The sequence below is a fragment of the Faecalibacterium hominis (ex Afrizal et al. 2022) genome (assembly GCF_049545105.1).
Taxonomy (GTDB): Bacteria; Bacillota; Clostridia; order Oscillospirales; family Ruminococcaceae; genus Faecalibacterium; species Faecalibacterium duncaniae.
This window is the reverse complement of sequence record NZ_CP186860.1, coordinates 1,404,322-1,418,139: the sequence shown is the minus strand read 5'-3', so window position 1 is coordinate 1,418,139 and position 13,818 is coordinate 1,404,322. Positions and strand designations below refer to the sequence as shown.

The following is a 13,818-nucleotide window of genomic DNA, read 5'->3' as shown; positions in this document are numbered from 1 at the left end:
AGCATCCGCGCCCTTGCGCCTGATAAAAATTGGAACTTTGATTTTCTCACCCGGCTTTGCCACGGTGGGACGATCAAAGGAGCGTGCGTTTGAACAAAAAGAAAAAGTCCACAAACACTTCCCCTTACCCCGATGAAGTCATCGACCGTCTGGCACGGGCATTCTATCCGGCCATCCTTGCCTGCTGGAACAGCGAGGAAGGCCAGCGGGAGTTTGCCGCGTGGCAGGCGGAACAGGCTCATCTCTCTGGCAAAGAAAAACAGAGCGTTCCCGACTGCTGGGTATCCGTAAAACAGTTTTCGAGAAATGACACAGCAACTGCCTGTCAGGATTGGTTACGAGTACCCGGCTAAGCCGAGGAAGCATCAAGTCCCATGTCCGCACCGCAAAGGTGTTGGGCATGGGACTTTTTGCATATCAGGAGCGTATACACCTCTACCAAGGTGTAACACACTAGACTTTGTACCAAAGTCGTGTGCCAAGGGTGTGCTGCACCCCTTGGAATCCCTGCTCACATCGCCTGTGGGCGATGTGGATTCGCCGCACAGAAAGCTCTCACAAAGGTGCACCGGGCTGTCTGCGGCGAGGAAAAGGCACTTCTGCGGAAGTGTAATAACCCACTATGACACTTTCATCCCTGCGGTCTGCAAAGTGTAGTGGGCTCTCCGAGGGGGAACGGCTGTATAGAGTGCGTTTCGGGCAAATCGCTACGTACGTGCGTACAGGGTTCTGGTACGTATGTACGCAGTAAATCGGCCAAATTCTCCTATATAGGGGTATTCTTTCATTGGAGAATATGGTATACTTGGTTTGGCCCAGTAAATCGGAATTTGTAAAGGAGATGTACAACATGAAGAAAGTTTGCTTAGTGGTTTTGCCGGCTTTAACAATAGTGTTAGAATCGCTGCCTTTGGGAGCAGTTTGCATTTTTGCAACATCTCCAACAGAAAGAGTAAAAGAAACATTCTCATACTTTAGCCTTACACCGTTTGGCTATGCAAATTTTGCCCCACTTATTACAGCCATACTTACCGTTGCCATCTTCTTGCTTTCATTGTTTTCATTGAAGAAGAACAGTGTTCTCAAAGCATTGTTTGTCCTTTCAATTATTACAGTAGTTGTTTCTCTTTTGCCGTTGATGTATGGTTTAAACTACTACACCTTTGTAGGAGCCTTTATAACGGTAACACTTGTAATAGAAAGTATTTTGGCTAAGATTCAACAAAAAATAAAGTGACAGCTTCCAGCCTTTTAAACAGAAAGCTAATTTCCTATTTAGCGGAGAACAAATAGAGCAAAAAATCGGAATCCAACAAGGGCAAAGCAAATGGAGCAGATCATCAATTATAGAGACATACCTACAGATAAAAGAACTGATATTCTAAACGCTCTTGCGCAAATAGGTTTTATTCCAGCATACGGCGGAGTGAAAACAATGCAGCGAATTATGGAAAAATCGGTTCCGGGTTCAGGACCTCAATTCTATTTTGTTTTTCGCGAAGAAAAGTTGATAGGGTACAATTTTCTCATTGGTGACACTAAAAGATATAAGGCATTCCCATGGCTCGCTATTAGTAATGCAGATGAGCAGAAAATGGTTGTTTGTGAAGAAATGATGGGAATGCAGGTTGCTTTTTTCGAGAAACTTGGAATGAAGAATATAGCAGACCATTGTGTTAGGCTTATGGAAAATTACAGAAAAGGAATTGGAAAACGAGAAGAAAGTGGTAGCAGATAAATTCCAGTTTGCCGTACTTGTTTCTAGCAGGGTTTGGGGCAGGCACGCCCCAACAAGAAGCTGTCCCAAAGGGGCAAGAATTTTCAAGAATTGAAAATTTGTGGCCACGGGACGATTCTTGCTCTCACGAAAACCTATGCTTTTTGAAAATCCGCTTTTCACAGCCAAAGGAGGATGAACCATGAAAAAAGAAATCGAAGCCTTTGTCAATGCAGCCAACGAACAGGAGTTGGAAGCCGCATGGAACAACCTCTCGGCAGAGGAACAGCAGGTTTTCGAGCAGCTCATGGAGGAAGACCCGCCCGAAGATGCACTGGCATTTTTCGCCCAGCTGTATGACGATGCCCCGAAGGAGCAGGCCAGCGAGACCGTGAGCATCTCCGAAAATGAAATCTATTTCAAGCGGCAGCCCTTGACCGAAGAGCAGAAGAAACACAGCTCTTATGTGGACGAGAACGGCAATCTCCACGTCAAGAACCTGTCCGCGTTCTGGATTCCTGAACTGACCACCACGGAGAAAGTCGGTCACACCACCTACACCGTGACCGGCAGCTATGAGGGTAAGGAATCCTTTTTGAAGAAGCTGGAGCGCATTGTTGCCAAGAACGCCCAGCAAAAATTTGAAGATGAGGGTGCAGACGAATGACAACTGCGCCCAATTCTGCTATACTTGACCCGGTAACCAATCCTGTACTGACAGTTGCTCCACAGAGTAAGGAGGACACAACAATGTCTGGAGCAACGAATAAAATCACCGCACTTTATTGCCGACTGTCACAGGAGGACGCGCGACTCGGTGAAAGTCTTTCTATCGAGAACCAGAAGGATATCCTTTTGGACTACGCTAAAAAGAACCACTTCTCGAACCCGGTGTTCTTTGTGGATGATGGCTATTCTGGCACGAACTACGACCGCCCCGGCTTTCAGAGTATGCTGGCCGAGATTGAAGCAGGGCGTATAGGAATCGTTATTACGAAAGACCTGTCCCGACTGGGGCGCAACTCTGCCTTGACGGGACTGTACACAAACTTCACCTTTCCCCAGTATGGCGTTCGCTACATTGCCATTAACGATAATTACGACACCATTGACCCGAACAGTGTAAACAACGATTTTGCAGGCATTAAGAACTGGTTCAACGAGTTTTACGCCCGTGATACCAGCCGAAAGATTCGGGCTGTCCAGAAGGCCAAGGGAGAGCGTGGAGTGCCGCTGACGGTCAATGTGCCGTACGGTTATGTAAAAGACCCGGAGAACCCGAAGCATTGGCTTGTTGACCCGGAAGCGGCTGCGATTGTGAAGCGCATCTTCTCCATGTGCATGGAGGGACGTGGGCCGACCCAAATTGCGAACCAACTGTGGGAAGATAAAGTTCTGAATCCTACCGCCTACAAGTTGAGCCATGGCCGGAGTACAAACGCACCTGCCCCGGAAGACCCTTATCGCTGGGATAAAAGAGCAGTAAGTTTGATTCTGGAACGCCTGGAGTACACTGGCTGCACAGTCAACTTCAAGACCTATACTAACTCTATCTGGGATAAAAAGAGACATCTGAATCCTGTGGAAAATCAGGCTATCTTCCCAGATACACATGAGCGCATTATTGACGATGATGTGTTTGAAAAGGTTCAAGAGATTCGTAACCAGCGTCACCGCATGACCCGGACAGGCAAGAGCAGCATTTTCTCCGGTATGGTCTACTGCGCTGACTGCGGTTCCAAGATGCAATATGGTTCGTCCAATAACAGGGACTTCAGTCAAGACTTCTTTGATTGCTCTCTGCACAAGAAGAACGGGAGCAAGTGCAAGGGACACTTCATCCGGGTAAAGGTTCTGGAAGGACGTGTGCTGAGCCATGTTCAGCGGGTGACGGACTACATTCTCCGTCATGAGGACTACTTCCGCAAGGTCATGGAGGAGCAGCTTCGGGTGGAAAGCACCGAAAAGCTGACCGTCCTGAAGAAGCAGCTTGCCCGGAATGAGAAGCGGATTGCAGACCTCAAACGGCTGTTCATGAAAATCTACGAGGACAACGCCAGCGGAAAGCTGAGCGATGAACGTTTTGACATGATGAGCCAGAGCTACGATGCCGAACAGAAGCATCTAGAAGAGGAAGCTCTCTCTATCCAACAGGAAATCGAAGTACAGGAACAGCAAATCGAAAATATTGAAAAATTCGTCCAGAAAGCACACAAGTACGTTCATATTGAAGAGCTCACCCCATATGCTCTCCGTGAACTGGTATCGGCCATCTATGTGGATGCCCCGGATAAGTCCAGCGGAAAACGGGTGCAGCACATCCATATCAAGTACGATGGGCTGGGGTACATTCCTCTGGATGAACTGGAAGCAAAAGAAAAGGCGTGACCGAAGTCACGCCAAATCTTCCCCATTTCGGGAGCTTTTGCAAATACTGTTTTATGGGAACTCTGCTACGGGGAACGCCCTGTTGTACATATCGCTATCGTATGTGGATTTTTCAGGGTGCGTCCTATTCAGGGGCGCACCCTGTTTTTATTTTGAGCCTTCACCGGCTTTTTGAGCCTCAGCCCTCTGCTTTCTGAACCAGAATCGTCAGCTGCTTCTGAACGCTGTCATCTGCTGTGACGGTCAGATGAATTTCGCCGGCAGCTTCTCCTGCACGGACCACCGCCATGCAGCAGCCGTCAAAGGTCTCGCTTTCCGGGGTGTCGTAACGCTCCTCGGAGCAGGGGTTTGCGCTGCCTACGGCTTCCAGAATGCCTGCACCCTCCAGCTCCACTTTCAGGGTGTGCTTGGTGTGCAGATCTGCGGTATCATTTGCGTCCACAAATTGGATCATCACAAAGGCGGCATCTTCGCCGTTGGCTTGCAGGGTCTTACGGTCTGCTGTAAGAGTCATCTGTGCATCCTGTGCGGTGCGCAGCGTGAACACGCCGTCACACACACCGCCGGTATAGCCCACAGCCTTCAGCTCACCGGAAGCGTAGGGCACGCTGTAGGTGGCGGTAAAATCCACCACGGTACGGCGACCCAGAGAAGCACCGTTCAGGAACAGCTCCACCTCCTCCGAGGCGGAGTACACATCTACCGAAGCCGTCTGTCCTTCAAAACCGGGCCATGTCCAACTGGAAAGGTTATCTTTAAACATCCAAGGCGTTTTGCTGGAGGTCTGACCGTTGTGTTCCATCCGCAGCACTGCCAGATAGGGGGCCTTCCGCAGACCGTAAACGATCTCCCGCAGATAGCTGATGGGGCGGCGGTTGCCCAGCAGATCCAGATCTCCAATGTAGGCAGTGCGTTCCGGGTAAATGCTGCTGAAGTTGGCACCGCCATCGTAATGGAAGATGCCGCAGCCGGCCTCTCCCAGATAATCGTAGCCGGCCCATGTGAAGTCGCCGATCATGTGAGGATTCTCCTCCACGATGCGCCACAGCCGCACGATGTCTGCCGGGTAGGTCTCGGTGCCCAGCACTGCCTTGTGGGGGTGCAGTTCATGCTCCAGCACATGGCGTCCGGTAAGGTAGTTCAGACCGATCACATCGCAAGAATCCTCGCAGCCGGACAGCGCTTCGGTCAGCAGCGGATGGGTGGCAAAGTAGTCCCCCTTTTCCCCGGACATCAGGCTCATAAAGCTGTTCAGGGCATTGCTGCCGCCGCCATCGCCGCCGGTGGGACCGGGCTGTGCTGGGAACTTTCGCATCACATCCCCCATGATCTCCCGCAGACGGTAACCGGCTGCCATCAGACCGTTAAGGGCGTTGGTGGTGTAGCGGGTGGGGTCCAGCTCCCGGAAGGTGTTGCAGAGCCGACGGTTGGTCTCTGCGCCGCTTTCCGAGCCTGCCTCGGAGATCTCGTTGCCTACACAGTACAAAATAACACTGGGGTGGTTGTAGTCCTTGGCTACCATCTTTTGAATGGTCTGCTTCCAGTCCTGCTCAAAGTACAGGGCATAGTCGTAGGGATTCTTCCGCAGGTTCCATACGTCGCTCAGCTCGTCCATCACCAGCACACCGTACCGGTCGCAGGCATCCAGCAGCGCCCGCCCTGCCGGGTGATGGGAGGAACGGATGGCGTTGAAGCCTGCTTCCTTCAGTTGACGGATGCGGCGCTCCTCGGCATCGGGCAGGGTAGCTGCACCCAGAATGCCGTTGTCGTGGTGGATGCAGGCACCTCGCAACTTGACGGTCTGCCCATTGATGCGTACCCCATGCGCTGCATCAATGCTCAGGGTACGGATGCCAAAGCTGGTCTCTTCCCGGTCCAGTTCTTCCTCGCCCTCCAGCACCTGCATAATGCTGGTGTAGAGGTTGGGGTCCTCAGGGCTCCACAGAGCCGGGCTGTCCACGCAGTACCGGAAGGAGACGGTCCTGCTTTCACCGGGCTGGAGCAGGAGGTTCTGCCGGTCGGTGAGCACTGCCGTGCCCTCCCAGCAGATGGTCTGCTGCAGGGTCACCCGTTCTGTAACGGTGCTGGCAGACTGCACCTGTGCCGTCACATCCAGCAGGGCAAAGCCCTCGCCCACCTCCCGGGTGGTGATACGCACGGTATCCTGCGGCAGATAGACCTTGTTGCCCACCAGCAGCCGCACCGGGCGGTAGATGCCACTGCCGGTATACCAGCGGCTGTTGGGTTCCAGACTGTTGTCTGCAATAACCTTCAGCAGGTTGTCGGCACCATATTTCAGGTAGGGGCCAACCTCCACGGTAAACTCCGCATAGCCGTTCACGTTCCGGGTCAGCAGCCAGCCGTTCAGGTAGACCAGCGCCGTCTGGTATACGCCCTCAAACACCAGCGATACCGGCTTGCCCTGCCACGCCTGCGGTGCAGTGAAATGCTTCTGAAAAATGTACTCGCCGCCGGGGTAGAAACCGGTCTGTGCACCGTTTTTCGTGTCCGGGGTGCGGGCTTCGTGGATCATGGCATCGTAGGGCAGATGCACGGTTTTGGTCTGGGTGTTTCCCAGAAAGGAATTCATCCGGGAATTGCCATCGCCCTTTTCTACTGTCCAATCTGCGTTGAAATTCTGTCGAATCATGCCTGTGCCTCTTTCTGGTGTTCAGCATCCCACTTCTTATTGGCCTTTTCCACATCCAGGAAAGCCAGCAGCACCGTGATAATGATGCCGATCACGAAGGGGAAGGTGATGTACAGGTTGAAGATCATCCGAATGGCGCTTTCGCTCTGGACCGTTGCGGTGCCCACAAAGCCGCCCAGCTTCAGCAGCCAGCCCACAGCAGCAGTGCCGATGCCGCCGCCGACCTTCACGCCCAGAGAGGAGCAGCTGTACATCATACCGTCCATGTGGATGCCGGTGGTGCGTGTGGTGTAGCCGCTGGCCTCAGCGATCAGGGCATTCAAAGAGCCGCTGAGGGTACCTGCAAAGATGCCCTTAATGAACATGAACAGCAGGAACATGGAAAGGTTCTTCTGCATGGCAAAGTAGATCATGGGAATGCCCAGCACGCTGCTGATGGCGTAGCCCCAGAAGTTGACCTTCTGCATACTGCCGGTCTTTTTGATGAGGACCGGTGCAATGGCCAGTGCGATGATAACGGGGAACATCTTCATCATGGAGAACTGCCCCAGCAGGCTGCCATCGCCCCAGTAATAGGTGGCGCAGAACACACCGGCACCGGTGGTCAGGTTGCTCATGATGTAGTATACGATGTAGATGGCAAGAATCATCAGGTAATACTTGTTGTGGATGAGGATCTTAGCGGTCTCGGCAAAGCCATGCTTTTTCTCCTTGGCAACTGCTTTGCCTTCCTCTGCGGCTTCGCAGGTGTTATCGCTCAGTTCCTCCTCCGGCAGCTCTTTAACAGCAAGGCAGCTGATGGTGTTGACCACCAGACCAACGATCGCGAAGATCAGAGCCGTGGTACGCCAGCCTGCGGCACCGCTGCCGAACTGCTCCACCATGCCGGTAACGGCAAAGCCCATGAAGATGTTGGTGACGACTGCAAACATAAAACGGAAGGAGCCCAGCTGCACACGCTCATTGTTGTTCTTGGTGATCAGCGCCACCAGAGAGGAATAGGCAATGCCGTTGGCAGTATAGAACACTGCGTTCAGTGCCGTGTACACGATGAAGAAGTAGATATACTGCATGGTTGTGCTGCCAGCCGGGATGGCAAACAGCAAAAACAGGCAGAGGGAAACACCTACCTGACCAAACAGCATCCACGGACGTGCCTTACCCAGCTTGGAGTGGGTGCGGTCGATCAGGGTGCCAAAGATCACATCGCTGATGCCGTCCAGAACCTTGGAAGCCAGCATCAAAGAGCCGATGATGGCGCTGTCCAGACCCAGTGTTCCGGTCAGATAAAGCAGTACAAAGCTGGAAACCAGACCATAGGAGCAGTTAGAGGCCAGATCGCCGGAACCGTAGGCCAGCTTCTGATACCATTTCAGATATTTTTTCTCTGTCGTTGCAGGTGCAGACATGGGAATTCTCCTTTCAAGACGTGCTGTATCATTCGCAGCGACAGAATGCATCTGTCGCTTTACATTTTTTCAAAAGCACTCTATAATAAAGCCATCGGCCGCACAGCTTTTACAGAATGTTTTTGTATTGTGCCTATATTTTAGCAATTCCGTTCACATTCCACAATGACAGCATCGTGTGCCGCATTCATCAGATTGTATCATATTCGCACATTACAGAAAAGGAGACGCTTTCATGAAACCGGATTCCACCAGCTACGAGAATATTTTGGAGGTTGAAAATCAGGGCAGTCAGCTCTCTACCTTCTACAAGATCATGTCCCCGGTGCAGATCACGCTGGAGTCCTGTACCGGTCTGGGGGAAACCGACCAATACAGCATTCAGATGTTCTCACCGAATGGCTGCTGGCTGCATGAAAACTCTATGGATGCTTTGTTTCGTGCGCTCAGCTCCCGTCCGCTGCACCGCCACGATTATTTTGAACTGATGCTGGTGTTGGAAGGGGAGGTCATCCAACAGATCGAGGAAAAAGAATACCCCTACCGTGCCGGGACCTGCTGTCTGGTGAACCGCAGCATCCTCCATAACGAACGGTTCACAGGCCCTGCCAAGCTCTGTTTTATTGGTCTGTCCGTAGATTTTGTCCGCAGCCTGACGGAATCTGCATCCCTGCAATTATTTGAAGCCGAGCGTCATCTGCCGGAAAATCCCGTTTTGCAGTTCATGCTGGCAAATCTGGGACAGGACCTCCGAAAGGAATATCAGGATCTTTTCCCCACACCGGAAAACACCGATAGCGTTCAAGCCCTGACAGCGCTCATCGCCCGCATGACCCACATCCTGCACGAACCCAGTGCCGCCGCCACCTATTATTTGAAGGGCGCACTTTGCGAACTGTTCGATTTTCTGTCGTCCGGGTTCTATGTCACCCCGGTGCACCTGAGCAGCAGCCCCGAAAGCCTGCTCTTTCTGCGTATCAGCCGTTTGCTGGAAGATACAGATGGTCGGTTGCCTCGCAGCGAACTGGCACGGCTTTTGAATTACAATGGCAGCTACCTCAATTCCATCGTCCAGCGCCGCACCGGTCTGTGTCTTTTCGATTACGGCATGACCTTCTGTTTCCAGAAGGCTGAACGGCTGCTGCGGGAAACAACACTTTCCGTCAGTGAGATCGCCCTACAACTCAAATTTACCAACCGCACCCACTTCTACGAACTGTTCCGGCAAAAGTACGGCATGACTCCGCAACAATGGCGCAAGATGCAGAAAAGTGCAGAGCACTCTGAATAAGGTGCTCTGCGCTTTTCTCTTAATCTTCTAGCCCATGGCTCCCGGTTACGTTTTTCAAGTATTCTTCTAGATTGCCGTTCAGAATCAAATCCGCATAGCCCAGTGGGTCATTGTAAATAAGGTAATCCAGCTCCGTCTGCTGCGCCATGGTCACATCCAGCGCATCCTCGACCCCGGTGCAATTGATGGAAATCTTTCTCCCATCCCGGAGCAGCAGCTCCACACAGCCGGTATCCATGTTGAAATGGCAGGCTCTTGCATCGTACTTCATGTTTGTGTCCTTTCCGCCTTACGGCACCTTTACAGTTGTGACTTTCATTACGCGTTTTTTCTGATAAGGTTTTGGACACACAGCCGTCGGGAAGGAGCCGGAGCTTGTCGGAGCAAGGCCCCTCCATCTTGCTTACACAAGACCGCTCTGCCGCTTAAAAGCCCCACTGGGGCTTTCATTGCTGCGCAACCGCGGCATTTTGCTTTCCGAAGAAAACAAAAAATCCGAACCCTTCTCCTATCGAGAAAAGGTTCGGATTTTCATGGTTTGGTGCGGATAAGAGGACTTGAACCTCCACCGAGTTGCCCCGATTAGAACCTGAATCTAACGCGTCTGCCAATTCCGCCATATCCGCATATTCTGTTTTGTTCGTGTGCCGTTCGGCTCGGAACGTTAGTTATTATACCATGGAATCCGGAATTGTCAAGCACAATTTCAAAAAAAGTTGTACTTTTTGGCAGAAAACAAAAAACAACGGAAATGCGTTGCAAAATGGGAAGAAAAAGGCAAAAAATCAGACCGGAAACCTTTCGGCTTCCGGCCTGATTCCTAGCAGGGTGCCTTGTGGGACTCGAACCCACGGTCTCCAGATCCACAATCTGGCGCGTTAACCGACTACGCTAAAGGCACCACATAATATGCGCCCGAAGGGACTCGAACCCCCGGCCCACTGCTTAGAAGGCAGTTGCTCTATCCACCTGAGCTACGGGCGCACGTTGTTATCCCATGGGGTACTTATCTGGCGGCAGTGTGCGTTCGGCACACGCTGCGAGAAGTATAATACCATACGCATAGGCTTCTGTCAAGCGGAATTTCAAATTTTTTTGGATTTTCCGGCGCAGGGGGCATTTTGGGGTCACAGCAGCCACATTCCGGCGGCCCCAAGGGCAAAGCCGAGCAGAGCACCGGCGGCCACATCCCGGACATAGTGCGCCCCGGCAAGTACCCGCAGGGCGCAGATGAGCAGGGCCACCACCACCATGCAGGCCCCGGCGGCGGGGTAGAAGTAGCACCACACGGCGGCCAGCACGGCGGCGCTCAGGGCGTGGCGGGAGGGGAAGGACTTGCCGTGGGTCTCTTTGGGCACCAGCGGCGTGAAGCCGGGCTGCTCATACGGGCGGGGAAAGTTCAGCCTGGCCCGCAGGAGCGTGCCGCCCAGAAAGACGAAGGCCGGCACAAAGACTGCCCGGGCGATGAGCTGCATAAAATCCAGAGCGGCGGCGCGGTTTGCGGAGAGCAGCCGGAACCACCGGACATTCAGCAGCACCAGCAGCAAAGGGTAGCAGGCAAAGGGCACGGCAGGCAGCCAGCGGTTCAGGGCGATCACCAGCTTTTTCAGGGCGGGGCGGGTCTCCAGCCAGCGCAGCAGGGCCTGGTAGCGTTCCGGGGTCATGGTATCCCTCCCTCAAAAACAGGTGTCCAGATAGTTTTCAACATCAAACGGCTCGGGTGTGGAATCTTTGCGCAGGTAGAGCGGGTGATGGGGATGGCCTTTTTTGCTCCGCTTGCCAAAGGTGACCCACGGGATGTCCCGCTCCCTTGTCAGGGCCACCATCTCCCGCATCAGGCCGGGCAGGTAGTCCCGCTTTTCGATCAGGGTGCCCCATGCGGCCCACATGGTGGGCTCGGTCTCGGCCAGAACGGCCCGCAGCCAGCGCAGGTTCTCGTCGCAGAGGGCGCGGTCCGGCACCCGGTCCATGTCGTTGGGGTCGGTGGCGCGCTGGGGATATACGTTGAACATGATCCAGCTGTCAAAGCCGTTGGCGTTGGCCAGCCGCTCCACACTCTTTAAGGTGGGGTCCAGCGCGCCGGGCTGGGCGGTGCTGGGGTTGATGCCGATGCATACCAGCGGGTGCCTGCCCACCCGGCCCAGCACATAGCGGTAGGGCAGGTAGGTGTGGGGCTCGTAGTACCAGATGCCGCCGGGGTATTCCCCCGCTTCCAGGCGGGGCAGCTGTTCAGTCTGCATGAAAATGTACCTCACAAATATGGTTTCCTATTTATCGTACCTGAAAAAATTCTGTAAATCAACACCTTTGCCGGAGAAAGTCTCCCATAAATCCGAATTTCATGCTATACTGTTCTTGGACCTGTGCCGCATACACGGCGGCGCGGGCCGGGAAAGGAAAACAGGAGCCATTGAAGAAGGGAGTTCTGCTATGGCCATGATAGAAGATTATAGAAGCGCCCTGCGCGCGGGCCAGCGTGCCTACCGTGCCTGCGTGGCGCGCGGCCAGTCGCCGTACCTTGCGGTGCTGGATGATATCCTGAACGGGGTGAACATCGTTGCCCAGGAGCCGCTGGGGCTGGTGGATATCCCCGCCGAGAGCATTGTGGGCACCAAGACCAGCGGGCGGCACACGGCCTTTGCGGCCAACTTTATGCCTCTGCTGGAAGAGGACACCGAGTTTGCCGTCAAGTGGTCGAATCTCTGCGAGGCCCATCTGGAAGAGGGCATCCACACCCCCATCATTGCCTACGAATACCTGAACAAGTTCTATGTGCAGGAGGGCAACAAGCGGGTGTCTGTCCTCAAATACTACGAGGCGGTCACCATTCCGGGCACGGTCACCCGGCTTGTTCCGGCCCGGAACGACACGCTGGAAAACAAGATCTACTACGAGTTTCTCGATTTTTATAAGCTGAGTAAGATCAACAATGTCCAGTTCTCCCGGCTGGGCGGCTATGCAAAGCTACAGACGCTGGTCTGCAAGGCCGCCAGCGAGGTATGGTCGGATGACGACCGGCTGAACTTCTCGGCCCTGTATACCATGTTCAGCCAGCAGTTCTATGCGCTGGGCGGCTCCGCCCTGGGGCTGACCCCGGGCGACGCGCTGCTGGTGTACCTCTCGGTCTACCGGTATTCGGATGCCTGCCAGTCCACCCCCAGCCAGGTGCGGGAAAACCTGGCCAAGCTGTGGGATGAGATCAAGATCCTGACGGAGCCCCACGCCGTGGAGCTTTCGCTGGAGCCAAAGCCCGGCAGTGAGCCGCTGCTGAACAAGCTGAACATCTTCAGCAAGCCCAGCCAGCTCAAGGTGGTGTTCCTGCACGAGTACAATGCTAAAAATAGCGCCTGGGTGCGGGGCCACGAAAAGGGGATCGAGGCCCTGAAAAAGGAATTCCCGGACCGGCTCATCATCACCAACCGGGAAAATGTCTCCCCCGAGGTGGACGCGGAGCAGATCATGGAAGAGGTGGCCCACGACAACGCGGACGTGGTGTTCACCACCAGCATCCGGATGCGGCCCGCCTGCCTCAAGGTGGCGGCCCAGCACCCCAAGACCCGGTTCCTGAACTGCTGCCTGAACGCGCCCCATCCGTTGGTGCGCACCTATTATCCCCGCACCTATGAGGCCAACTACCTGCTGGGAATGCTGGCGGGTATCCTGAATCTGACCGACCGGGTGGGCTATGTGGCGGCCAACCCCGTTTATGGTGTGCCTGCGGCCGTCAATGCTTTTGCCCGGGGCCTGCGCACCGTGCGGCCCAACAGCCATATCCTGCTGCGCTGGGCCTGCCTGCAGGAGCCGGGAAAGCCGCTGGATTTCTCCGACTGCCCGGATATCGAGCTGTTCTACGCCTGCAGCCCCTTTGAGCCCACCGGCAGCGCCAGGGAATACGGCCTGTGCCGCCGGATGCCGGATGGCAGCATCCAGCCGGTGGCGCTGCCGGTCTGGAAGTGGGAAGTGTTCTATATCGGCATCATCCGCTCCATTTTCGAGGGCACCTGGGACAGCGGTTCCAGCGGCAAGGCCATCAACTACTGGTGGGGCTTCCGCAGTGACGCGGAGCGGCTGGATTACTACGAGACCCTGCCCAAGGGCACGCAGCAGCTGCTCGATCTGCTGGAAAAGAACCTTGCGGCCAACGAGTTCCCCATCTTCCCGGCGGGCATCTTTGCGCAGGGGCATATCCCCAAGGCACCCACCGCAGACACCTACACCCCCAAGGAACTGATGGAGATGGACTGGCTGGGCGAGTGCGTGGAGGGCAGCCTGCCCCGGTACGATCAGCTGGATGTCAGAACGCTGGGCCTGCTGGAGATCAACGGCCTGAGCAGCCTGAAAGAGACGACGCTGTAAAAAGCTC

At 54.3% G+C, this 13,818-nt stretch carries 12 protein-coding genes and 3 tRNA genes; 7 read left to right on the top strand and 8 right to left on the bottom strand.

The window, feature by feature from the left end; genetic code table 11:
- The first annotated feature begins 83 nt into the window (after window positions 1-83).
- The 5 genes from ACKXGA_RS06820 (at window position 84) to ACKXGA_RS06800 (ending at window position 4,105) form a co-directional block, all read left to right on the top strand.
- On the top strand, window positions 84-353 hold the full coding sequence (locus ACKXGA_RS06820) for a hypothetical protein (RefSeq protein ID WP_423730348.1): 270 nt from the start codon (window positions 84-86) through the stop codon (window positions 351-353).
- A 497-nt stretch (window positions 354-850) separates the two neighbouring features.
- Entirely contained in the window at window positions 851-1,237 is a 387-nt protein-coding gene (locus tag ACKXGA_RS06815; protein ID WP_242702813.1) for a hypothetical protein, read from the top strand.
- Window positions 1,238-1,327: 90 nt separating this feature from the next.
- Window positions 1,328-1,738: a hypothetical protein gene (locus tag ACKXGA_RS06810; protein WP_149794255.1), complete on the top strand. Its 411-nt coding sequence runs from the start codon at window positions 1,328-1,330 to the stop codon at window positions 1,736-1,738.
- Between the two features lie 181 nt (window positions 1,739-1,919).
- The gene (locus ACKXGA_RS06805) at window positions 1,920-2,384 is read left to right on the top strand and encodes a hypothetical protein (RefSeq protein WP_423730347.1); all 465 of its coding nucleotides are present in this window, start codon (window positions 1,920-1,922) and stop codon (window positions 2,382-2,384) included.
- A complete protein-coding gene (locus tag ACKXGA_RS06800; RefSeq protein WP_423730346.1) occupies window positions 2,381-4,105 on the top strand; it encodes a recombinase family protein in 1,725 nt (574 codons plus the stop codon). The genes ACKXGA_RS06805 and ACKXGA_RS06800 overlap by 4 nt, the downstream gene beginning before the upstream one ends.
- 178 nt (window positions 4,106-4,283) lie before the next feature.
- Here ACKXGA_RS06800 and ACKXGA_RS06795 read toward each other — a convergent pair whose 3' ends face one another.
- Both ACKXGA_RS06795 and ACKXGA_RS06790 read right to left on the bottom strand, forming a co-directional pair.
- Window positions 4,284-6,755 (bottom strand): glycoside hydrolase family 2 protein, encoded by a 2,472-nt coding sequence (locus tag ACKXGA_RS06795; RefSeq protein WP_423730345.1) that lies wholly within the window; start codon window positions 6,753-6,755, stop codon window positions 4,284-4,286.
- The gene (locus tag ACKXGA_RS06790) at window positions 6,752-8,164 is read right to left on the bottom strand and encodes an MFS transporter (protein WP_423730344.1); all 1,413 of its coding nucleotides are present in this window, start codon (window positions 8,162-8,164) and stop codon (window positions 6,752-6,754) included. Before ACKXGA_RS06790 ends, ACKXGA_RS06795 begins: the two co-directional genes overlap by 4 nt.
- A 235-nt stretch (window positions 8,165-8,399) precedes the next feature.
- Between ACKXGA_RS06790 and ACKXGA_RS06785 the strand changes: the two genes are divergently transcribed.
- Window positions 8,400-9,455, top strand: coding sequence for a helix-turn-helix domain-containing protein (locus ACKXGA_RS06785; protein ID WP_423730343.1), 1,056 nt, complete (start codon window positions 8,400-8,402; stop codon window positions 9,453-9,455).
- A 19-nt stretch (window positions 9,456-9,474) separates the two neighbouring features.
- On the opposite strand, the gene ACKXGA_RS06780 is transcribed toward ACKXGA_RS06785, so the two are convergent.
- From ACKXGA_RS06780 to ACKXGA_RS06755, 6 genes are all read right to left on the bottom strand, one after another.
- Window positions 9,475-9,726: a DUF6061 family protein gene (locus ACKXGA_RS06780; RefSeq protein ID WP_423730342.1), complete on the bottom strand. Its 252-nt coding sequence runs from the start codon at window positions 9,724-9,726 to the stop codon at window positions 9,475-9,477.
- Between the two features lie 268 nt (window positions 9,727-9,994).
- Window positions 9,995-10,081: transfer RNA gene (locus ACKXGA_RS06775), tRNA-Leu, on the bottom strand.
- Window positions 10,082-10,282: 201 nt separating this feature from the next.
- A tRNA-His gene (locus ACKXGA_RS06770) sits at window positions 10,283-10,356 on the bottom strand.
- A 9-nt stretch (window positions 10,357-10,365) separates the two neighbouring features.
- Window positions 10,366-10,439, bottom strand: a tRNA-Arg gene (locus ACKXGA_RS06765).
- A 143-nt stretch (window positions 10,440-10,582) separates the two neighbouring features.
- Window positions 10,583-11,119 carry a phosphatase PAP2 family protein gene (locus ACKXGA_RS06760; protein WP_423730341.1) on the bottom strand — a complete coding sequence of 179 codons (537 nt, stop codon included), beginning with the start codon at window positions 11,117-11,119 and terminating at the stop codon, window positions 10,583-10,585.
- A gap of 12 nt (window positions 11,120-11,131) precedes the next feature.
- Entirely contained in the window at window positions 11,132-11,695 is a 564-nt protein-coding gene (locus ACKXGA_RS06755; protein ID WP_005935043.1) for a DUF1643 domain-containing protein, read from the bottom strand.
- 190 nt (window positions 11,696-11,885) lie between these two features.
- Here ACKXGA_RS06755 and ACKXGA_RS06750 point away from each other — a divergent pair, with 190 nt between their 5' ends.
- Complete coding sequence (locus ACKXGA_RS06750; protein WP_423730340.1) at window positions 11,886-13,811, top strand: BMP family ABC transporter substrate-binding protein; 1,926 nt, start codon at window positions 11,886-11,888, stop codon at window positions 13,809-13,811.
- Window positions 13,812-13,818: the final 7 nt, after the last annotated feature.

Coding starts and splice junctions, on each gene's coding strand:
- ACKXGA_RS06815 (WP_242702813.1), top strand. CDS start 851: ATGAAGAAAGTTTGCTTAGTGGTTTTGCCGGCTTTAACAATAGTGTTA.
- ACKXGA_RS06810 (WP_149794255.1), top strand. CDS start 1,328: ATGGAGCAGATCATCAATTATAGAGACATACCTACAGATAAAAGAACT.
- ACKXGA_RS06805 (WP_423730347.1), top strand. CDS start 1,920: ATGAAAAAAGAAATCGAAGCCTTTGTCAATGCAGCCAACGAACAGGAG.
- ACKXGA_RS06800 (WP_423730346.1), top strand. CDS start 2,381: ATGACAACTGCGCCCAATTCTGCTATACTTGACCCGGTAACCAATCCT.
- ACKXGA_RS06795 (WP_423730345.1), bottom strand. CDS start 6,755: ATGATTCGACAGAATTTCAACGCAGATTGGACAGTAGAAAAGGGCGAT.
- ACKXGA_RS06790 (WP_423730344.1), bottom strand. CDS start 8,164: ATGTCTGCACCTGCAACGACAGAGAAAAAATATCTGAAATGGTATCAG.
- ACKXGA_RS06785 (WP_423730343.1), top strand. CDS start 8,400: ATGAAACCGGATTCCACCAGCTACGAGAATATTTTGGAGGTTGAAAAT.
- ACKXGA_RS06780 (WP_423730342.1), bottom strand. CDS start 9,726: ATGAAGTACGATGCAAGAGCCTGCCATTTCAACATGGATACCGGCTGT.
- ACKXGA_RS06760 (WP_423730341.1), bottom strand. CDS start 11,119: ATGACCCCGGAACGCTACCAGGCCCTGCTGCGCTGGCTGGAGACCCGC.
- ACKXGA_RS06755 (WP_005935043.1), bottom strand. CDS start 11,695: ATGCAGACTGAACAGCTGCCCCGCCTGGAAGCGGGGGAATACCCCGGC.
- ACKXGA_RS06750 (WP_423730340.1), top strand. CDS start 11,886: ATGGCCATGATAGAAGATTATAGAAGCGCCCTGCGCGCGGGCCAGCGT.